The 20,239-nt window shown below is 60.9% G+C and carries 20 protein-coding genes and 1 pseudogene; 16 read left to right on the forward strand and 5 right to left on the reverse strand.

What is annotated here, in order from left to right; translation table 11 throughout:
* Positions 1-153 precede the first annotated feature (153 nt).
* The gene (locus D8V06_RS19135; RefSeq protein ID WP_130931547.1) at positions 154-1,029 is read right to left on the reverse strand and encodes a LysR family transcriptional regulator; all 876 of its coding nucleotides are present in this window, start codon (positions 1,027-1,029) and stop codon (positions 154-156) included.
* A gap of 110 nt (positions 1,030-1,139) precedes the next feature.
* On the opposite strand from D8V06_RS19135, the gene D8V06_RS19140 reads away from it, so the two are divergent.
* From D8V06_RS19140 to D8V06_RS19150, 3 genes are all read left to right on the forward strand, one after another.
* On the forward strand, positions 1,140-2,369 hold the full coding sequence (locus tag D8V06_RS19140) for a YbfB/YjiJ family MFS transporter (protein ID WP_130931548.1): 1,230 nt from the start codon (positions 1,140-1,142) through the stop codon (positions 2,367-2,369).
* Positions 2,370-2,422: 53 nt separating this feature from the next.
* The gene (locus D8V06_RS19145; RefSeq protein WP_130931549.1) at positions 2,423-3,421 is read left to right on the forward strand and encodes an NAD(P)H-quinone oxidoreductase; all 999 of its coding nucleotides are present in this window, start codon (positions 2,423-2,425) and stop codon (positions 3,419-3,421) included.
* A gap of 79 nt (positions 3,422-3,500) precedes the next feature.
* Positions 3,501-4,454, forward strand: a complete 954-nt coding sequence (locus D8V06_RS19150) for an alpha/beta hydrolase (RefSeq protein ID WP_130904935.1) — start codon at positions 3,501-3,503, stop codon at positions 4,452-4,454.
* Positions 4,455-4,472: 18 nt separating this feature from the next.
* Here D8V06_RS19150 and D8V06_RS19155 read toward each other — a convergent pair whose 3' ends face one another.
* The gene (locus tag D8V06_RS19155; protein WP_130931550.1) at positions 4,473-5,480 is read right to left on the reverse strand and encodes an AraC family transcriptional regulator; all 1,008 of its coding nucleotides are present in this window, start codon (positions 5,478-5,480) and stop codon (positions 4,473-4,475) included.
* Positions 5,481-5,645: 165 nt separating this feature from the next.
* On the opposite strand from D8V06_RS19155, the gene D8V06_RS19160 reads away from it, so the two are divergent.
* The 4 genes from D8V06_RS19160 to D8V06_RS19175 all read left to right on the forward strand — a co-directional run bounded on the left by D8V06_RS19160 (position 5,646) and on the right by D8V06_RS19175 (position 8,182).
* A complete protein-coding gene (locus tag D8V06_RS19160; RefSeq protein ID WP_056854387.1) occupies positions 5,646-6,497 on the forward strand; it encodes a 3-hydroxybutyryl-CoA dehydrogenase in 852 nt (283 codons plus the stop codon).
* Positions 6,484-7,143 (forward strand): TetR/AcrR family transcriptional regulator, encoded by a 660-nt coding sequence (locus D8V06_RS19165; protein WP_056854388.1) that lies wholly within the window; start codon positions 6,484-6,486, stop codon positions 7,141-7,143. Before D8V06_RS19160 ends, D8V06_RS19165 begins: the two co-directional genes overlap by 14 nt.
* Positions 7,144-7,233: 90 nt before the next feature.
* Complete coding sequence (locus tag D8V06_RS19170; protein WP_056854389.1) at positions 7,234-7,647, forward strand: VOC family protein; 414 nt, start codon at positions 7,234-7,236, stop codon at positions 7,645-7,647.
* Between the two features lie 325 nt (positions 7,648-7,972).
* Positions 7,973-8,182 (forward strand): hypothetical protein, encoded by a 210-nt coding sequence (locus tag D8V06_RS19175; protein WP_130931551.1) that lies wholly within the window; start codon positions 7,973-7,975, stop codon positions 8,180-8,182.
* A gap of 34 nt (positions 8,183-8,216) precedes the next feature.
* On the opposite strand, the gene D8V06_RS19180 is transcribed toward D8V06_RS19175, so the two are convergent.
* The gene (locus D8V06_RS19180) at positions 8,217-8,552 is read right to left on the reverse strand and encodes a hypothetical protein (protein WP_130931552.1); all 336 of its coding nucleotides are present in this window, start codon (positions 8,550-8,552) and stop codon (positions 8,217-8,219) included.
* Positions 8,553-8,806: 254 nt separating this feature from the next.
* On the opposite strand from D8V06_RS19180, the gene D8V06_RS30415 reads away from it, so the two are divergent.
* Positions 8,807-8,977 carry a hypothetical protein gene (locus D8V06_RS30415; protein ID WP_177434452.1) on the forward strand — a complete coding sequence of 57 codons (171 nt, stop codon included), beginning with the start codon at positions 8,807-8,809 and terminating at the stop codon, positions 8,975-8,977.
* A 6-nt stretch (positions 8,978-8,983) separates the two neighbouring features.
* Here D8V06_RS30415 and D8V06_RS19185 read toward each other — a convergent pair whose 3' ends face one another.
* Positions 8,984-9,847, reverse strand: a complete 864-nt coding sequence (locus tag D8V06_RS19185) for an AraC family transcriptional regulator (RefSeq protein ID WP_130931553.1) — start codon at positions 9,845-9,847, stop codon at positions 8,984-8,986.
* A gap of 183 nt (positions 9,848-10,030) precedes the next feature.
* Between D8V06_RS19185 and D8V06_RS19190 the strand changes: the two genes are divergently transcribed.
* The 8 genes from D8V06_RS19190 (at position 10,031) to D8V06_RS19225 (ending at position 19,675) form a co-directional block, all read left to right on the forward strand.
* Positions 10,031-11,164, forward strand: a complete 1,134-nt coding sequence (locus D8V06_RS19190) for a DUF5938 domain-containing protein (RefSeq protein WP_130931554.1) — start codon at positions 10,031-10,033, stop codon at positions 11,162-11,164.
* A gap of 21 nt (positions 11,165-11,185) precedes the next feature.
* Entirely contained in the window at positions 11,186-12,742 is a 1,557-nt protein-coding gene (locus D8V06_RS19195; protein WP_130931555.1) for an AMP-binding protein, read from the forward strand.
* 91 nt (positions 12,743-12,833) lie between these two features.
* Complete coding sequence (locus D8V06_RS19200) at positions 12,834-14,072, forward strand: thiolase family protein (protein ID WP_130931556.1); 1,239 nt, start codon at positions 12,834-12,836, stop codon at positions 14,070-14,072.
* A gap of 39 nt (positions 14,073-14,111) precedes the next feature.
* Positions 14,112-14,513, forward strand: coding sequence for a hypothetical protein (locus tag D8V06_RS19205; protein ID WP_130931557.1), 402 nt, complete (start codon positions 14,112-14,114; stop codon positions 14,511-14,513).
* Positions 14,514-14,633: 120 nt separating this feature from the next.
* Positions 14,634-15,110, forward strand: coding sequence for a 2,4'-dihydroxyacetophenone dioxygenase family protein (locus D8V06_RS19210; protein WP_130931558.1), 477 nt, complete (start codon positions 14,634-14,636; stop codon positions 15,108-15,110).
* Between the two features lie 70 nt (positions 15,111-15,180).
* Positions 15,181-17,544, forward strand: coding sequence for an arylsulfatase (locus D8V06_RS19215; RefSeq protein ID WP_130931559.1), 2,364 nt, complete (start codon positions 15,181-15,183; stop codon positions 17,542-17,544).
* A 23-nt stretch (positions 17,545-17,567) separates the two neighbouring features.
* On the forward strand, positions 17,568-18,401 hold the full coding sequence (locus tag D8V06_RS19220; protein WP_130931560.1) for an SDR family NAD(P)-dependent oxidoreductase: 834 nt from the start codon (positions 17,568-17,570) through the stop codon (positions 18,399-18,401).
* A complete protein-coding gene (locus D8V06_RS19225) occupies positions 18,401-19,675 on the forward strand; it encodes an anaerobic sulfatase maturase (RefSeq protein ID WP_130931561.1) in 1,275 nt (424 codons plus the stop codon). Before D8V06_RS19220 ends, D8V06_RS19225 begins: the two co-directional genes overlap by 1 nt.
* A 452-nt stretch (positions 19,676-20,127) precedes the next feature.
* On the opposite strand, the pseudogene D8V06_RS30895 reads toward D8V06_RS19225, so the two are convergent.
* Positions 20,128-20,238 (reverse strand): annotated as a pseudogene (locus D8V06_RS30895) (outer membrane lipoprotein carrier protein LolA); the annotation flags it as partial.
* Position 20,239 lies beyond the last annotated feature (1 nt).

Genomic DNA, 20,239 nt, shown 5'->3' on the forward strand with positions numbered 1-20,239 from the left:
CTGTCAGGCCGCCATCGCTGGCAAGCCAGCTCCCACAGAGGATCCCGGTGTGATCAGGATTTTCGACCAATGAAGATCCCTGTGGGAGCGGGCTTGCCCGCGATGGACGTCAACGATAACGCGCCCTGTCTGAATGAGCGCAGTATCAGGTTTTCATTCACCGGTTCCGCAAAACCCCGCGACGATCTCGTCAATCACCACCCGCACCCTGGCCGTATGCCGCAAATCGGCGTGGGTCACCAGCCAGATGTCATAGGGCACAGGCTTCGTACGTTCCGGCCACAGCCTGACCAGCCCGTCCCGTTCGCCCATGTACACGGGGACTTCGCCGATTCCGATCCCGGCAGCGATGGATCGGCGCACCAGCAAACTGGAACTCAGGCTCGAGACAATCCGCCCGCGGCCAATCGGTTCACCAACCAGTGTCACGTCCTTGTCGCCTTGCAAATAGGGCTGATAGATCACCAGATCATGCCCCTCGAACGCCGAACCCGGCTGCGGTATGCCGTGGGCGTCCACATAGTCTTGCGAAGCAAACAAACCGATCGGCCATCGGGCGAGTCGGCGGGCAATCAGATCCGGGTTTTCCGGCCGGGTATTGCGCACGGCAATGTCGGCCTCGCGCTTGGCCAGGCTGAGAATCTGCGTCGAAGCGTCCAGCTGAACCCGCACGTCGGGATGCTGTCGATGCAAACGTGCGATGGCCGGGATCAGCAAATCGATAGCCATGGAATCGGTGGTGGTGACTCGCACGGTACCGGTCAATCGATCGTCCAGGCCTTGAATGCGTCGCTCCAGCTCGTGCGCTGAATGCTCCATTTTCTCCACGGCACGCATTGCCGCTTCGCCCACGGCTGTCAGCGCATAGCCTTCGGATGTGCGCAGGAACAACGTCGCGTTCAAGGACTTTTCCAGTGCCGCGATTCGCCGGCCAACCGTGGCTTGATCCACGCCCAGCACCCGTGCGGCACCGCGCAACGTGGATTCGCGGCAAACCGCGAGAAACACCCGTGCGTCATCCCAGTTCATGGTTTCTCCTGGTGATGCACCTGTGCATCACTACAAAGTGTAATCGCAGCATTATTGCATCAAAGAACCTCGATATGCTGGTCGCCATGAAAACACTCAGGACAACGTTCATGGACCGTACCTCACTGACCCCCGATAAACCTGGCAGCGCGATCTGGCTGCCGATCCTTGCAGGTCTCTGCGCCAGCCTGGTGAGCATCGGCCTGGCGCGTTTCGCTTATACGCCGTTGATTCCCTCTCTGATCCAAAACCACTGGTTTTCCGCCAGCGACGTGGTGTTCCTCGGCGCCGCGAACCTGGTGGGCTACCTGATCGGCGCCTTGATCGGCCATCCGCTGGCCAAACGTTCATCCAACAAAACCGTTCTGCGGCTGATGATGCTCGCGGTGACGCTTGCGTTTTTCGCCTGTGCCTTTCCGTTATCGGTGAGCTGGTTCTTCGCTTGGCGTCTGCTGTCCGGCGTTGCCGGTGGCGCGGTCATGGTGCTGGTGGCTACGACGGTGTTGCCCCATGTACCCGCCTCCCGCAGAGGTCTGGCCAGTGGTGCGATCTTCCTCGGCCTGGGCCTGGGGATTGCCGGCTCGGGGACCCTCGTACCGCCGCTGCTCAGTATGGGTTTGCAACAAACCTGGCTCGGCCTCGGGGTGCTGGCGCTGGTCCTGACGGCGGTCAGCTGGTTTGGCTGGCCATCTTCCACTTCCCCTGCTCCAGCGCCGGCAGCGGTCAAAACAGCGCCGACGTCGATGCCTGCGGGTGTTTACCTGCTGTTCGCCCAATACGCCCTCATGGCAGCCGGGCTCGTGCCCGCCATGGTCTTCCTGGTGGATTACGTCGCCCGGGGTCTCGGGGCCGGGCAACACGTCGGCGCAATGGTCTGGGTGATATACGGTCTCGGCGCGATTGTCGGCCCGGTGAGTTACGGTTTTCTGGCTGATCGCCTGGGCGCCAAACGCAGCATACGCCTGGTGTTGCTGGTGCAGGCGATTGCGGTGGGCTTGCTGTCGATGTCCAGCACCTTCGTGGCTCTGGCGCTACTCGCGGTCATCATCGGCTCGTTTCCGCCAGGCATCGTGCCCCTGGCGCTGGCCCGGGTTCACGAACTGATTCCCGGCCACCATCAACAACAGATCGCCTGGAGCCGCGCCACGGTTTCGTTCGCCACTTTCCAGGCCATTTCCGGCTTCGCCTATTCGGCGCTGTTCAACGGCAGCGGTGGCAATCACCGATTGATGTTCATGGTGGCGGCCGGGGCGATTGTCGGTGCGTTGTTGTTGGAATGGGCGGCGCGTTTGCTGACCGGGCCAAAGGAACAAACCTGCGCCGCTGCAACGATCACATAAACAAAACAATCCCACCGTTATCGAACTGACTTCATTGCTCAAAGGTATTCATCATGTCGCTGCCGCAAACCATGACCCAAATCGAAATCACCACACCCGGTGGCCCTGAAGTGCTGCAACCAAACCTGGTGCCCGTCCCCGAGGCGGGCGCCGGTGAACTGTTGATCCGTGTTCATGCCGCCGGAGTCAATCGACCTGATGTGCTGCAACGCGCCGGTCAATACCCGATGAAACCGGGCATGAATCCGATCCCGGGGCTGGAGGTGGCCGGTGAAGTGGTCGGGCTTGGCGCAGGCGTCAGCGACTTCATGGTCGGCGACAACGTCTGCGCCCTGACCAACGGCGGCGGATATGCGCAGTATTGTGTCGTCCCCGCCAGTCAGGCTCTGCCGATTCCAGCCGGCATGGATTGGCTACACGCCGCAGCCATTGCGGAAACGTTCTTCACCGTGTGGGCCAACCTGTTCGAGATGGGCGGCGCGCGCAAAGATCAACGAGTCTTGATTCATGGCGGCACCAGCGGCATCGGCACCACCGCGTTGATGCTCTGCCGTGAGTTCGGCATCGAAGCGTTTGCCACGGCGGGCAGTGCAGAAAAGTGCGCGGTGATCCGCGAACTGGGCGCCGAGGCGATCAACTATCGCGAACAGGATTTTACCCAGGTCATTGCTGAAAAAACCGCGGGGCGCGGCGTCGATGTGATTCTCGACATCATGGGCGGTTCGTACCTCAACAGTAACGTTGCGGCGCTGGCCCTCGAAGGGCGACTGGTGATGCTCGGTTTCCTCGGTGGCGCAGTAGCCAGGGAAGTCGATCTGTTGGCGATCATGGCCAAACGCGCCACAGTCACCGGCTCGTTGTTGCGTTCTCGCACCCGGGAAGAAAAAGCCGCGATTGCGCAACAGTTGCGCGAGCACGTGTGGCCGGTATTGGCGGCCGGGCGTTGCCTGCCAATGATCGATGAGGTTTATCCCCTGGCCCACGCGGCGCAGGCCCACGGGCGCATGGAGGGCGGCGATCACATCGGCAAGATTGTGTTGCGGGTGGATTGAACGGCTGTCGAAATTATTCCCGCCCTGCGTGTGCATCTGCTAAAACGCGAACTTCATGTCCGTGCGGGTTGAACAACCGATGTCCACTGCTCTTCTCACTCGTCTGCGGCGACGCTGGCTGCCGCTGCTGTGCATGGCCGCGCTGGTGGTGGGCCTGCCCGTGGGTTGCGGTGCTCTGCAATATAAGGAGCGCGAGTTGCTGTTTCGCATCGAACCGGGCACGGCAGGCTGGTATCGCGGCTTGCCGCAGGACGTTCAGGAATTGGACATCAAGCCAGCAAGTTTCAAGGCCGGGCAAAACCTGCATGCCTGGTGGTGGCCGGCAGCGCGTAAAGATGCACCGGCAATTCTCTACTTGCACGGTGTGCGCTGGAACCTGACCGGACAGGCGTTCCGTATCGAGCAGTTGCGCGCCATGGGTTATTCGGTGCTGGCGATCGACTACCGCGGGTTTGGCCAGAGCAAAGGCGACCTGCCATCGGAAGCCAGTGTCTACGAAGATGCCCGGGCCGCCTGGGAGCGTTTCAAGGTGATGCAACCTGACGCCGGCAAACGCTTGATCTACGGCCATTCGCTAGGCGGTGCGGTGGCCATCGACCTTGCAGCAGAGCTCGCCGCCCAGGCGAAAAACAATCATGGTTCGGTGCCGGTCCGGGGCCTGGTGATCGAGTCCACCTTCACCTCGCTTGGCGATGCCGTGGCGGAAGTCGCCGGCAACAACCTGCCGGTGAACTGGTTGCCGGTGCGCTGGTTGCTGTCACAGAAATTCGATTCCATCGACAAGATCGTCGACATCGACATGCCGCTGCTGGTGGTCCATGGCCTGGCCGATCAGTTCATGCCGTCGCGATTCAGCCAGCAACTGTTCAATGCCGCCAACCAGCCCAAGAGCCTGTTGCTGATTCCCGGCGGCACGCACAACAACAGCATGAGCCTGGGGGGCAATCAATATCGCAAGGCACTGGAAAACTTGCTGCGGGAAAAACCGCAGATGGCCGGCCCGGCGATGATTCAAGGTGCGCAGGATTCCTGAGCGCATTGACCCGATCAGCTAGCCCTGAAACCGCGCCCGATAGCGACCCGGACTTTCTCCCGTCCACTTCTTGAATGCCCGGTGAAACGCGCTGGGCTCCTGAAACCCCAACTGCTCGGCAATGTCGCTGATGCTCGCCCGGCTTTCGCGCAGTTGTTCGAACGCCACCGCCCTGCGCACTTCGTCTTTGATTTCCTGATAGGAACAACCTTCGCGCTCCAGTTTTCGGCGAAAGGTGCTGGGGCTAAGGTGTTGTTCCAGGGCAAAGGCCTGCAAGGTCGGCCATTGGCTGTAATGGCTGCTGCGCAAGCGTTGGTGCACTTGCGACGCCAGACCATGCTGATTGCGAAAACGGATCACCAGCCATTGTGGCGCGGTGCGCAGAAATACTTTCAGCGACGCCAGGTCCTGGACCACCGGTAGCCGCAGGTAGTGACTGGCGAACTCGATTTCGGTGCGCTCGGCACCGAAGGTCAGGTTGGGGCCCCAGAGCAACCGGTCATCGCTCAGGGACAAACGTTCATGGCGGAAGTCTGCGCGGTCGATAGGTATGCGCCGGCCTCCCAGCCAGCACAGCAAACTGATCATCAGCACGAGGAACGTTTCTTCGCCGAAACGATTGGCATCGGCATTCTGCGAATACGTCTCCAGACTGATTACCGCCCGTTTGCCGCGCACGGTCAGCGTGCCGCGAAAGTCGCGCAGGAACAGGGCGAAATTGGCCAGGCACTGGCGCATGGCCTTGTGCAGGTCGGGCTCCTGAATCAACGCCCGGCAAATCAGCGCAAAAGCGCCTGGCGGCATGCCATGGGAATCGAGGCCGAAGAACTCGTCGTTGAGCTCGCGGATCTGAATCAGCCACAACGCCGCAAAGGCACTGGCTGGCACTCGCGCCGATGGCTGCTGCATCACGGTCGGGTCGATGCCGGCCTGTTCCAGCACGGCACGCACCCGCTGCGAATCGTCGGCCAGACCATGGATCATTGCCTGCACGAAGTAGGCGGCCACTGAATCCTTTTCCCGCATGTGAACGCTTCTCTCCCGATCACCCGAAATGGCAAAAAACATCAGGCCCGTTGAACAGTTTCGGCATAGGACAACCGCCCTGCCGGTTCTAGACTCGCGGCAATAGTACGCTTTGTGCCACGACGGCGGCCAAGGTATCGCAGGGTTTATCGGAAGGACGGCAACATGAATCTGCAAAACATTGGCGTGATCGGCGCCGGCACCATGGGCAACGGCATTGCGCAAGTCTGCGCCCTCGCCGGCTTCAACGTGACCCTGCTCGACATTTCCGAAAGCGCTCTGCAAAAAGCCATCGCGACCGTTGGTAAAAATCTCGATCGGCAAATCGCCAAGGACACCCTGACCACCGAGCAAAAAAACGCGGCCCTCGACAAGATCCAGACCAGCACCGATTACAGCAGCCTGCACAATGCGCAACTGGTGATCGAAGCTGCCACCGAGAATCTCGAACTGAAATTGCGGGTGTTGCAACAGATCGCCGCACAGGTCAGCGCTGACTGCGTGATCGCTTCCAACACCTCATCGCTGTCGATCACCCAGCTCGCCGCCAGCGTCAGCCAGCCTGAGCGCTTCATCGGCCTGCACTTCTTTAACCCGGTGCCGGTGATGGGCCTGATCGAAGTCATTCGCGGCCTGCAAACCAGCGACGCCACCCACACCCTCGCGCTGGACATGGCGACGGCCCTGGGCAAAACCGCGATCACCGCCGGCAACCGCCCGGGGTTTGTGGTCAACCGGATTCTGGTGCCGATGATCAACGAAGCGATCCTGGTGTTTCAGGAGGGCCTGGCCAGTGCCGAAGACATCGACGCCGGCATGCGCCTTGGCTGCAACCAGCCCATCGGCCCGTTGGCGCTGGCCGACCTGATCGGTCTCGACACGCTGCTGGCGATCATGCAAGCGTTTTACGAAGGCTTCAACGACAGCAAATATCGCCCGGCGCCACTGCTCAAGGAAATGGTTGCCGCCGGCTACCTGGGACGCAAAACGGGGCGCGGCTTCCATGCCTATGCCTGAGCGTTGCTCGCGTTTTGCCGAATACCGGGACAAGGTGCTGGAACTGTTCGCCTGCAAGGGTTTCGGTCAGGTCGGCATGCGTGAGCTCGCGACGTGCCTGGGGCTTTCCCCGGGCTCGTTGTATCACCATTACCCGAGCAAACAGCACCTGTTGCTGGACCTCATCGAAGAGTTTTACGAAGAGTTGCTGGCAACCCTGGGACGCATCCAGCAAAAGGCGCCGGCCAAGCGAGATCGGCTCAACCATGTGATTCGCGCCCACCTCAATCTGCACCGCGAGATGCCTTGGCATTTTCGCCTGGTCGAACGCGACTGCGGCTGCCTGAATGAAGACCAGCAGGCTCGGGTCCGGCAATTGCGCGAGCAGTACGAACGCACCTTGCTGGTGGTGCTCGGCGCCCGTTCGCGATTCAGCGAATCGGGAAAATTGGCGGCCGGGCATGCCATCGCCTCGCTGCTCAATAGCGCACCCAGTTGGCTGACGACTCAGTCACTGGACGAGCAGGAGCACAACGAATTGCTGGAGAACCTGGTGAGCGGCGCCATTGAACGCCTGCTGGCGCCACGGCGCGCGAGCGAAGCGATAAGCATCACCCGCTCTATCGAAAAAAAATCTGACAATGTTCAGGCAGCCGCCGCGTTTTAGCGCTTTGCTGTCCCGGTCAGCCTCATCAGAATTCATCGCGCCAAACGATGTCAGATCCGATGTGCACCTTCATTGACCGGGAGCAGAATCATGAAAATCAATCCCTACCTCATTTTCAACGGCGACTGCAAAGCCGCTTTCACCTTCTATGCCCAATGCCTGCAAGGCCATATCGAAGCGATGATGACTTTCGGTGAAACGCCTGCCGCCGAGCATGTGCCAAAAGAACATCACGACCTGATCATCCACACCTGCCTGAAAGTTGGCGATCAGATGCTGATGGCGTCCGATACCACGCCCGACCGCCCGACACCGGGCATGAGCGGTTGTTCGATCTCACTGAATGTCGACAGCGTCGCCGAAGCCGAACGGGTGTTCAATGCGCTGGCCGCGGGCGGCAAAGTCGAGATGCCGCTGGACAGCACTTTTTGGGCCGCCCGTTTCGGCATGTTGATCGACAAATTTGGTGTGTCGTGGATGGTCAACTGCGAAAAGGACCAGTAATCAGGCCTTCCTGTTCGAAGATGGCCCATTCGCAAACAGCCCAATCCGAAAGATTGGGCTTTCTGGCAACTCCTCGCCTGTCTGCTACCGTCAACAAAACGGTCTTCCCGATATCGAAAATGTTCGGATAAGACCGGTTCAGACGTGTCGCACAACCTTTCGTCGCAAAGCAAAACGCTGGACGTAATTTACAGCCATGTCTGGCTTACGGCTTGCACAGGCGGAGCGTAGCTGCCCAGGAGTGACATAATTCTGACACGGCAGCACCTCAAACTAACGCTTAAGGACTCCAGCGAAACGCTTGGTCAGTCACCGGAGATGTAACGTGTCAACTCTCAATGAAATCGCAGCGAACCACGCGAGAATGGCCAAGGCAAAAGAGTTGGAGGCGACCGGTTTGGGCGAGCGACAGCTTCAGATAGTAGGCAGTTTTGAAATCCCGTCACTGGAGAACCAACAGCCGGTGGTGCCGCTGCACCTGGTTGCTGGAGCTCAGGAAAACAACCTTGGCCAGGCCGTTGGGTATCTGATTTAACCCAAGGTGATCCGACCCCCAATATCCACGCAGTTCAGTGGATGATCGCTCTCGTGGCCCGAATCAAAAGCACTGTCATGACGGCGTGCAAGATGACCACTGGCCACAGGAGAACTCCACTAGAGTCGCCCAAGAAGCCAACGTAGGTGAGATACAGCGCAACGGCTGCGTTGTAGATCAACATGCCGAGAATGGGTGGACCTGGCCAGCAGGCGATGGCCAGTGCGATGAGAGCGATTCCGGCCACACGGACAATGACACCCGAAAGGTCTATGCCAAGCAAAAGTTGCCCGACCAGTGACGGAATGAACAGCAGGCCCACACCCGTGGCTGCCTCGATGATCGCGGCGAAAATCAGCAATCCTTTCATCACCTGAGCTCCATCCAGGGCTGTGCAGGCACAATACTGCACGGCCTCCGGGGATGGGTTAATCCAGTTGCGACCAATGCCTAGTGCTTATCGTGATTAGCCTTGGTTAAAAGCTACACCCAGCCGGCCCACTCGTTTTCAATTTTTTCCAGATCTGTGCTCTGCCCCAAGCATAGCGGGCAGCAGGAACCTGCTGCGCTATTTTCATCTCACCACAACCCTTGCGTTTTTCGAGTTCGCGATTAGGTGAGCCTATGAAAATAATAACAATGCTGTGGATCATTGCATTGTTGTCCACGATGCGGTTAAACGTGACCCCGATCAAGGAGGGTTGGTTGCAATCGGGGTACCTGCCGGACGATCCAGGCAAGTCCTGTCAGTTCTCCTGCTACCCGTCTGCAGTACGCTTCGCCTCGCTGCACTGATCGTTCTCAGTTGCGGCCGACACCGGACCGGACGCGAAACTGGGCAGGTGTGGTCCCGTGGGCCGTTTTGAAGGCGGCCGTCAGGTGGCTTTGAGAACTGAAACCGCACTCCAGTGCTATATGCAGGATCGGCAGGTCGGTTTGCATAAGCAGTTCACGCGCATGTTCGAGCCGCAGGTTCATCACATACCGGTGAGGCGCGATGCCCATGGCATCGTCGAACAGCCGGCGAAAATGCGCCGGACTGACGCCGGCCCGGGCCGCCAATCGGTTGATCGACAGGTCTTCGGCCAGGTGCTCGCGCATGTACGCCACCACCGATTGCAGACGCGCCAATTGAATATGCGGCGGGTTGATCGAGTTCGGGGTATGCGTGCTTAGCGCACGGCACACCTGCTCAAGCATCACCGCAGCCAGGCGGGCCATGAACCCTTGGTCGGCATTTTTTCCCAAATTCAGCTCATCGAGTAGCTGCCGCGCCGCCGCGCTCACCAGGGCATCGCTGAAGGCCAGTGGTGCCTGCGTCTGCGCGCAGCAGTCCAGTAACCGACCAAATACATCGTCACTGCGCTCGGGAATGTAGAACACCGCGAAATCCACGCTTCCCGAGTAGCGCCAATGGGTCGCGCAGTGGGCCGGAATCAGCATCGACATGCTGGGCAAGGTGCTCAGGCGCGAGGCCTCGTCCGTGCCTTCCATCACCCGCGATCCACCCAATTGAGTGAGTAAGGTCATGCCCCCCACCGGGGCAATGTCGTTGTCGGTTTCGTGCAGGAAATAGCGCTCGGCATAGAGCGGCATCTGGTGGCACACCAGGCCGCCGACCATGGGCAGGCCCAACACTTCATGGACTTTCTGTTGCGGTGTCACCGGGCGCTTCCTGATGAGCAGATTTCGACAAATATGCCCACTTTTCCAGTGAGTTGTCGACCCCGGGGAAAACCAATCATGGCACCCGTGCTCCAGGCCCTGTGCGGTCGATCGCGGGTCGCAGAAACGGCCCCGATCCCACACCTGGAAAAGCAACCTTTCAAAAACAAGAGAGACACGAAAATGGCTAAATATCCCGTCGTTGTTTATGGCGCCAGCGGCTACACAGGCATGCTGACCATGGACTGGCTGATCGACCAAAACATCCCCTTCACCGCCGTGGCGCGTAATGCCGGACGGGTGCACGAGATGATGGCCCAGCGCGTGGTGCGCCTGGAGTCGGCCACCTATGAAGTGATCGAAGCCGAGCACACGGTCGAGGCGCTGACCGAGGCGTTCCGCGGCGCCAAAGTGGTGTGCAACACCGTCGGCCCGTTCGTCAAATTCGGCCTGACCGCCGTCGAAGCCGCGCTCAAGGCCGGCTGCCATCACCTGGATACCACCGGTGAGCAGAGCTACATGCGCGAAGTGCGGGAGAAGTTCGGCCATCTCTATGCCCAGGCCGGCCTGCTGGTCTCGCCTTCGTTGTCCTACATGTTCACCTACGCGGAAATCGCCGCCGAACTGGCCCTGGAAACGCCAGGCATCGACGCCCTGGAAACCTCGACCCTGTGCCGTGGTCCACGCGGCGTCGGTGCGGGTGTGACCGTGGGTTCGACAGCCTCCATCTTCGAGATGTATCGCGCCGAGCAATGCTACCTGTGGGAGAAGAAACTGGTCCCGCACGCCGTCGGCACCTCCTTCAGCATTCCTTCGCCTGACTTCGTGCAACCGGTCTTTGCCCTGCCATGGGGCGGCACCTCTTTGCCGGTGTATTTCGAGAACGATCCGCGCGTGCGCTCCTGTGTTTCCTGCGTCGGCTTCTACGACAACGATGTCATGAAGATGGTGCATGGCCTGGGTCAGAAGTGGGACGCCGAATACAAACACCTGCCGGCCGAGCATCAGGATGAAGTGCTCAAGCAGATCGTTCAGTCGACCACACCGAGCATGCCACCGCGCGAGCGCACCACCACCGTGCGCATGGTCGACACCGCCATCGGTCGTGGTCAGCTTTCCGCCGTGCGCGCCACCGTGCATGGCACCACCGCCTACATCGCCACCGGGGCCTTGCAGGTCGCCGCCGCGATCAAGTTGATCGATGGCGATACCGCCAAGGTCGGCTTCGCTTCCGGCTCCAAGGCGTTCGGGCACCGCTACCTGCTGGGCTTCCTGGAAGAGCGCGGTCTGGCACGCGCCAAGGTCACTCAGCTCTGATTGACGGCACGGGAGTCCTTCATGGCCATCATTGATTTCTACGACCGCGGCTGGGGTCTGAACCCGGAAGGCATCGCCTACATCCAGGGCGGGCGGTCTTTCACCTTTGACGAAGTCGGGGCGTTGTCCTGTCGCATCGCCAACACCTTGCTGGCCCTGGGTTTGCCCAAGGAAACCAAGGGCGCGGTGTGGTCGTCCAACGACGTCACCGCTTGGGCCTGCACCTTGGGCCTGTGGCGCGCCAACATGACCTGGATACCGGTCAATGCGCGCAACTCGGCACAAGAGAACCATTACATCCTGGATGCCTTCGATTGCGAGGTGATGTTCTACCAGGACGAGTTCGCGGCGATCATCGACGACCTGCGACCGTCGCTGCCGAAGATTCGGCACTGGGTCTGCATCGATGCCGAAGGTCGCGATGCGCCTTCGCTGCAACACTGGAGTGCGGAGCATCCCTCGACCCGTCCTGAAGTCAGCTACGACATGGACGACGTGATCATGCTCTCGCCCACGGGCGGCACCACCGGCATGCCCAAGGGAGTGATGAATACGCACCGCAGTGCGCAGACCTTCATCGCCCACTTCATGCTGGCCTGCGCTTACCGCGATGGCGAGACACCGGTGAACCTGGCCGCCGCACCCATGACCCACACCGCAGGCTTATTGGCCGTGCCGTGCACGGCCCAGGGCGGCATCGTAGTGGTGCTGACCAAGCCTGATCCGGCAGCGATGCTCGGCGCCATTGTGCAACACAGGGTCACGGAGTTTTTCCTGCCGCCGACCGTGATCTACAAGCTGCTGGAGATTCCCGGCATCGAAAGGCTGGACCTGTCCTCGGTCAAGTACCTGATGTACGGCGCGGCTCCCATGTCGGTGCAGAAGCTGAAAAAGGCCATCGACGTGTTCGGCCCGATCATGGCCGGAGGTTATGGCCAGACCGAAGCCCCGGCCAGCATCGCTTTCCTGCGCCCCGACGAGCACCTGGTCGACGGTCAACTGGCCGGCGACGAGCGCCTGTCCTCCGTCGGCCGTCCCTACCCGCTGATCCGCGTGGAGGTGATGGATGATGACCAGCGGATCCTGCCACGCGGTGCCACTGGCGAGATCTGCGTGCGCGGCGATCTGGTCATGAAGGGTTACTACAAGCAGCCGGACAAGACTGCCGAAACCCTCATCGACGGCTGGCTGCACACTGGCGATATCGGCCACATCGATGCCGAAGGCTACCTACACCTGACCGACCGCAAGAAGGACATGATCATTTCTGGCGGCTTCAACGTGTACCCCAGTGAAGTTGAGCAAGTGTTGTGGAGCCACCCGGCGGTACAGGACTGCGCAGTGATCGGCGTACCGGACGAGAAATGGGGCGAAGCGGTCAAGGCCGTGGTCGAGCTTAACCCTGGGCAGAGCGTCAGCGCCCAGGCTCTGATCGATTTGTGCAAGGAACGGCTGGGCGGCGTGATGGCGCCCAAGTCGGTCGACTTCGTCGACAGCCTGCCGCGCAGCCCCGTGGGCAAGGTGCTGAAGAAAGATCTGCGTCAGCCCTATTGGCAAAACCTGGATCGAAAGATCTGACAAAACCGGCCCGGGCCTGCGCCAGCGATTTAGCCCGGCGCCGACCTGAGGCCCCCCGATTGCTTCGCCCTTCCCACCACAAGGAATTCTCATGAGCACCGTCTATATCGCCGGCATCGCCATGACCGTCTTCGGCCGACACCTCGAACGCAGCCTCGATGACCTGGCGCGCGAAGCGCTCAATGGCGCATTGCAGGATGCCGGATGCCGCACCGAAGATCTCGGCATCGCCTTTTACGCAGGCATGACCAATGGCCCATTGCAAGGCCAGATCGCCATTCCCGGGCAAGTTGTATTGAGCAAGGTCGGCATCGAAGGCATTCCGATCTACAACATCGAAAACGCCTGTGCCTCAGGCAGTGCCGCCTTCAACCTGGCCGTGCAGAGCCTCAAGGCCGGCACCACCGACGTGGCGCTGGCGATCGGTGCGGAGAAGATGAACATCGTCGACAAGCTCAAGGCCCTGTCGATTTTCGAGGCGGGCTGGGACATCACCCGCGCCGAGCAGAACTACCAGACCCTGGTGCAAATGGGCGAAGGGGTTGATGTGCCTAAAGGCAGCGAATCGAACAAGCCTTACAGCAAGTTCATGGCCATCTACGCCGCAATGTGCCGTCATCACATGAGTACTTATGGCACCACGCAACGACAAATTGCCGCGGTGTCGGCGAAAAACCATACCCACTCGGTGCACAACCCTTACTCGCAGTTCCGCCAGTCTTTCAGTATCGAAGAGATCCTGGCTGCACCGCCCATCACTTACCCGATAACCCTGCCAATGTGTGCCCCTCTGTCCGACGGCGCTGCGGCCGCCATTCTGTGTACCGAGGAAGGCCTCAAGCGCATCGGCGCCGACAAGACCCGTTGCATCAAAGTCGCGGCCAGCGTCATGCGCAGTTTCAGTAACCGCCGCCTCGACCAGCCAGAGCGCCACGTCGGGCGCTTGGCCGCCAACCTTGCCTATGAGCAGGCCGGCCTGGGCCCTCGCGATATGCACGTGGCGGAAGTGCACGACGCCTCGGCCATGGGCGAGATCATCCAGGTGGAAAACTTGGGCTTCGTCGCCCTCGGCGAAGGCGGGCCGGCTGCCGAACGTGGAGAGTTCACCCTGGGCGGGCGCCTGCCGGTCAATACTTCCGGCGGTCTCGAATCGAAAGGCCACCCCTTGGGCGCCACTGGCATCGGCCAGCTCTACGAACTGGTGACGCAGTTGCGCGGCGAAGCCGGCAAGCGCCAGGTGGAAGGTGCGCGGCATGCGATTCAGGAAAACGGCGGCGGTCTGCAGGGCGTCGAAGAAGCCGCCGTGGCGATTCACATACTCAGCAAATAACCGAGCCCCTACTCAGTCTGACCCTTCGAGGAATGCTCCATGTCCAATGCTAACGCTCGTACCCTGTTCAGTACCGCCGCCGGCTTCAACATCCTGGCGGGCCTGCCCTTACTGGTGGCCACACAACCGGTCTCCCAACTGATGGGCTTGCAGACCACCCCGACCGCCGATTTGTTCATCCAGGTCAGCATGATCGTGGTGCTGGTTTTCGGTTGGGCCTACTGGAAGATCAGTCGCGATCCCGTGCGCTATCGCCCCTTCATCGTGCTGGGGATCATCCTGAAGATCCTTGTGGTTGCGGTCATCGGCAGCCACTGGCTGGTGGGCAATGTCGCCTGGCCGTTGCCAACGCTGGTGGCGAGCGACATCGTCTTCGCGCTTCTGTTCTGGCGCTATCTGAGCAGCACCCGCTCGGCCCAGGCCCTCACGCAGTTGCACTGATTCGAGGTCACGCGCATTGCCCACCCCCCTCGCCGCCGGGGGGGTAATTTCTGCCCACTCCCGCACGATGCCACCCAGAGCATCCACCTGCCGCCAACGGCCTACCCGAGGAGTACCACCATGTTGTACGAAAGCATCGATACCGCCGCCATCAACGCAGACGACCTGCCCTGGGTGCCCTTCGCGCCTTACAACGATGACGTGTTCATCAAGTACATCAAGTGCGATCCGGTGCGTGGCGAAGTCATTACCCTGCTCAAGGCCCCCGCCAGCATGACCCTGCCCAAGCACCACCACTCCGGCACCGTGATCGTCTACACCATCAAGGGTGGCTGGAAGTACCTCGAACACGACTGGATCTCCACTGAAGGCGGCGTGGTGTTCGAAACCGCTGCCACCAGCCATACGCCCGTCGGTCTGCCTGAGTTCGGCGATGAGGTGATCACCTTCAACGTCACGCTGGGCGACCTGATGTACATGGACGAGAACGACAACATCGTCGCCATCGAGAACTGGAAGACCAGCGTGCAGCGCTACCTGGCCTACTGCGAAGCCAATGACATCCAGCCCAGGGACATCACCAGTTTCTCGGTCTGACGACGCCTGGCGCCCCTCCCCGAGAGGGGCGCTCCACCCACTGCGCCAATAACAAGAACAGGAGTCTTCCATGATTCAGAAGCTTCCGCGCGCCGGGCATTTCACGCTGAAGGTGAGCATGCTGCTGGCGAGCTCCGTCGCCTGCGCCCAAGACACCCTGCCCTTCGCACCGACGCCTTCGGCCAGCACCGCTGGGCCAACCCTGCAGGATTCCCATCACCAGAAGCGCTCGGCTCAGTCCCACGTGCCGGCCGATGCCCCGAACATTCTGGTGATCATGCTCGATGACGCCGGCTTCGCCCAGGCCGACACCGTTGGCGGCGCCATCCACACCCCGACCTTGAGCCGGGTGGCCGACAGCGGTGTGCGCTACAACGCCTTCCATACCACCGCCATCAGCTCGGCCACCCGCGCCGCCCTGTTGACCGGACGCAATCACCACCGGGTCGGCAATGGCGTGATCGCCGAGCTGGCCACCGATTGGGACGGCTACACCGGCAAGATTCCCAAGAGTTCGGCGACCATGGCCGAAGTGCTCAAGCAATACGGCTACAGCACCGCCGCTTTCGGCAAGTGGCACAACACGCCGACTGCGGAAACCACCGCCGCCGGACCGTTCGACAGTTGGCCGACCGGCTATGGCTTTGAACACTTCTATGGCTTCATGGCCGGGGAAACCTCCCAGTACGAGCCACGCCTGTACCGCAACACCACGCCGATCGAGCCGCCTCACGATCCCAAATACCACCTCAGCGAAGACCTGGCCGACCGCGCGGTGAACTGGCTACAGGACCACAAGACCTACGCCCCGGACAAACCCTTCTTCATGTACTGGGCTCCGGGTGCCGTGCATGGCCCGCATCAGGTCAACGCGCAATGGGCGGACAAGTACAAGGGCAAGTTTGACGCTGGCTGGGATGTGTATCGCGAGCAGACCTTCGCCCGCCAGAAAGCCATGGGCTTCATCCCCAAGGACGCCAAGCTGACGCCCCGCCCCGTCGAACTGCCGGCCTGGGACAGCCTCGACGCCGGGCAAAAGCAATACCAGGCGCGCCTGATGGAGGTTTACGCAGGCTTCCTCGAACATGCCGACACCCAGGCCGGGAAGATCCTCGACGAGCTCGAGCTGGAAGGCAAACGCGACAACACCCTGATCTTCTACGTGCTCGGTGACAACGGTGCCTCGGCTGAAGGCATGGAAGGCACCATCAACGAACTGCTGGCGCAGAACGGCATTCCGGTGCCCAAGGAGCAACAGCTCAAGGTACTCAATGGCAGCTACGGTGGCCTGTCAGCCCTCGGCGGTCCCAAACTTGAAAGCATGTACAACGCCGCCTGGGCCTGGGCGGGTTCAGGCCCCTTTATCGGGACCAAACTGGTGGCGGGCTACTTCGGCGGTACGCGCACGCCGATGGCGGTCTCCTGGCCCAAAAAGATCAAGGCCGATGCCAAGGTCCGCGGACAGTTCCATCACGTCAACGACATTGTCCCGACCGTCTACGACATCCTCGATATCAGCGCCCCCAAGGTGGTCAATGGCGTCGAACAGGATCCGGTGGACGGCGTCAGCCTGCGCTACACCTTTGCCGATGCCGATGCCAAATCGCGCAAGCCCCCGCAGTACTTCGAAGTGCTGGGCAGCCGTGGCATCTACAAGGACGGCTGGATCGCCTCGGTGTTCGGCCCGCGCAAACCCTGGGTGCAAGGTTTTGCCCAGTTCATGGGCTGGAATCCGGACAACGATCAGTGGTCGCTGTTTGACCTTGGCAATGACTATTCGCAAGCTACGGATGTGGCTGCCAGCCATCCGGAAAAACTCGCTGAGCTGAAGGCCGAATTCGATATCCAGGCCAAGGCCAACCACGTCTATCCGATTGGCGCCGGCCTGTTCCCCTTCATGAACCCGGACGTACGCCCCAGCAGCGACAAGCGTGAATGGCATTTCAGCGATCGCACACAGCGTCTCCCGGAGTTCACCGCGCCCAACCTGCGCAATCGCAATAGCCGGGTTCTGGTGACGGCCGAAGTCCCGGCCAACGCCAATGGCGTGTTGTATGCGGTGGGCGGCGTCGGCGGTGGTGTCAGCCTGTATCTGGACGATGGCTTTCTGGTCTACGAGTACAACGCCCTGGCCATTGCCCGAGTCAAGTTGCGCTCTGCAGAACGCGTGCCGGCCGGCAAGGCCAGCATCGAAATGTTGACGCAAATGAGCGCCAGCAAACTGGCCGCACCGGCCAACCTCAGCCTGCGCCTCAATGGCCATGAAGTTGCCAGCGGCGTGACGCCGTTCACCCCGGCATTCACCTTCACTGCCAGTGAAACCTTTGACGTGGCCCAGGACCTCGGCTCGCCGGTTGCCCTGGATTACTTCGACCGCGCGCCATTCGCTTTCAACGGCAAGGTCGACGATGTGCATGTCGCATACCTGCCCTGAACCATTGTCCCCAGGAGACTCCCATGGCCACTACCGAACTGAAGAACAAGAAAGTCCTGATCACCGGCGCCGCTTCCGGCATCGGTCGCGCGGCGGCCCTGGCGTTCGCCCGCCGAGGCGCCCGGATCATTGCCACCGACATCAATCTCGATGCACTCCTGCAAGTGAAGCTGGAGGTCGAAGCGCTCGGCACCCGCTGCACCATCCATCAACTCGATGTCTCCAGCAGCGACGCCGTGCGCGATCTGGCCATTCAGCTCCACGACTCTGTCGGCGCGCTCGATGTGCTGATCAACAACGCTGGCATCGGTTACCTGGGCCAGTTCCTGCGAAGCGACCTGGCCCACTGGCAACGGGTATTGGACATCAACGTGATGGGGGTGGTGCATGGCTGCTATCACTTCATTCCGCAGATGATCAAGGCCGGCGGGCCGCGCCATGTGCTTAACGTCGCGTCGGCGGCTGGTCTGTATCCGTCGCCGACGATGGCGGCCTATGCCGCCTCCAAGCATGCGGTGTTCGGGTTCAACGAAGTCCTGAAGATGGAGTTGGCCGACAGCGATATCTGCGTCACCACCGTCTGTCCCGGCATCATCAATACGCCGATCACCCATGCCCGCAACAACGTCTCTCCCTCGGTCGACGAAGCCCAGCTTACGCGACTGCATAAGTACTATCAGACCAAGGGCTGCGGGCCCGAGGTGGTCGCCGAAGGCATGGTCCGCGCCGTGCAAAAGAACCAGGACCTGTTGCTGGTCGGGCCCTTTGCGAAAGTGCTGTTCCACCTGCGTCGGCTGTCCCTGGGCCTGTTGCGTCGTTTCGTGCTGAGCGACGCGCGCAAGGTCGGATTTCTCTGATGGCGAGCGCTTCTCCCGCGGTGCAGGGGTTGCACCTGATGGCCAAGCCGGTCGGTCCCATTTGCAACCTTGATTGCAGCTACTGCTTCTATCTGGAAAAGGAGCAGTTTTACCCGCCCAGAGAACGCTTTCGCATGTCCGACGAGGTGTTGCGCGCGTACATCCAGGGTTACATCGCCGCGCAACCCAGCCCCGAAGTGGAGTTCACCTGGCAAGGCGGCGAGCCGACCTTGCTGGGCCTGGATTTTTTCCAGCGGGCGGTGGCCTGCCAGCGCGAGCTTGGCGCTGGCAAGGTCATCCGCAATACCCTGCAAACCAACGGCACCCTGCTCGATGACGAGTGGTGTGCCTTTCTCGCCCGTGAGAATTTCATGGTTGGCCTGAGTCTCGACGGACCGCGTGAGGTCCACGATCTCTACCGACCGGACAAGCGTGGCCGCTCCAGTTTCGATGCGGTGATGGCTGGCCTGGACCTGCTGAAGAAACACGGGGTGCAGTTCAACGTGCTGGTCACCGTGGCCCGCGATGTGGCGCACCATCCGTTGGAAATCTATGGTTTTCTCAAGGCCCAGGGCGTGCGGCATATCCAGTTCAACCCGGTGGTCGAACGCCTTCCGGGTATTTCGGACGTCAAGCAGGGCTTGAGCTTCGCCACACCGCCGGAGCTACGCCTGCATGCCGTGGACGAACCCGGACTGGTCACGGCGCACAGTGTCGAACCCGATCGCTATGGTGATTTTCTCATCGCCATCTTCAACGAATGGGTGCGCCATGACGTCGGCGACCTCCATGTGATGAACTTCGAATGGGCGCTGGCGGCCTGGTGTCAGTTGGCCCCTTCGGTCTGCCTGTTCAGCCCGCGTTGTGGCAAAGCAGCGATCGTCGAGCATGACGGCAGCGTCTATTCCTGCGATCACTACATGTACCCGGAATATCGGCTGGGCAACCTCAATGAAGACGACCCGGCCACCCTGCTCGCCTCCCCGGCCCAGCAAGCTTTCGGGGCGGCCAAGGAAACGACCTTGCCGACCGTGTGCCAGCAATGCGACTACCGCTTCGCCTGCCACGGCGAATGCCCGAAAAACCGCTTCATGACCGCACCCAACGGCGAGCCCGGGCTGAACTACCTGTGCCCCAGCTACAAGAAATACTTCCGTCACCTGACGCCCTACATGAACGCCATGGCCCAGCTGATCAGCCATGGCCAGCCCGCTTCGCTGATCATGCAGGCCTTCGACGGCCCGTTGATCGTGCCGCTCAAGCCAGTGCAATAAAAGGTTGGGCTTCTGTGGTAGCGGGCTTGCCCGCGAAGGCGGCCTGACAGGCGACCCGGGATTAATCGACTGAGCACATTTCCACTTCTGCGTTAACAGCCAGCGGCGGTTACCGCAGGAATGGATATGTACACCCTCAAAATATTTGTCGCCTGACACTCAGTCATCGCAGGCAAGCCAGCTCCCACAGGGTCCCGGTACATCCGCCAAATTCATGTCGGCTGGCAAACCGCCTCCAAGAGCAGGCTCTCTCCTGCATTGGAATCGTAGACAGGCCCGCAACCAGGTCGGCTATCAGGCGTCTCGTTTTGGTTTTGGTTTTGGCTTTGGCTTTGGCTTTGGCTTTTGAACTTCTGGCCCCCTGGCTTCGTTCCGGTTCTGCGTAATGGCTAACCCGACATGGATGCCGGGTTAGCCACCCCCAGCCATGGATGGCCGAGGGCGGCGGGATTTGTAGGAGCGAGCTTGCTCGCGAAGAACCTGAGAGCACCGCGGGGTGCCAGGCTCCCCGCATCATCGTTGATTTACATCGCGAGCAAGCTCGCTCCTACGGGAGATCGCAGG

The sequence above is a fragment of the Pseudomonas sp. Sample_24 genome (assembly GCF_004307605.1).
GTDB lineage: Bacteria > Pseudomonadota > Gammaproteobacteria > Pseudomonadales > Pseudomonadaceae > Aquipseudomonas.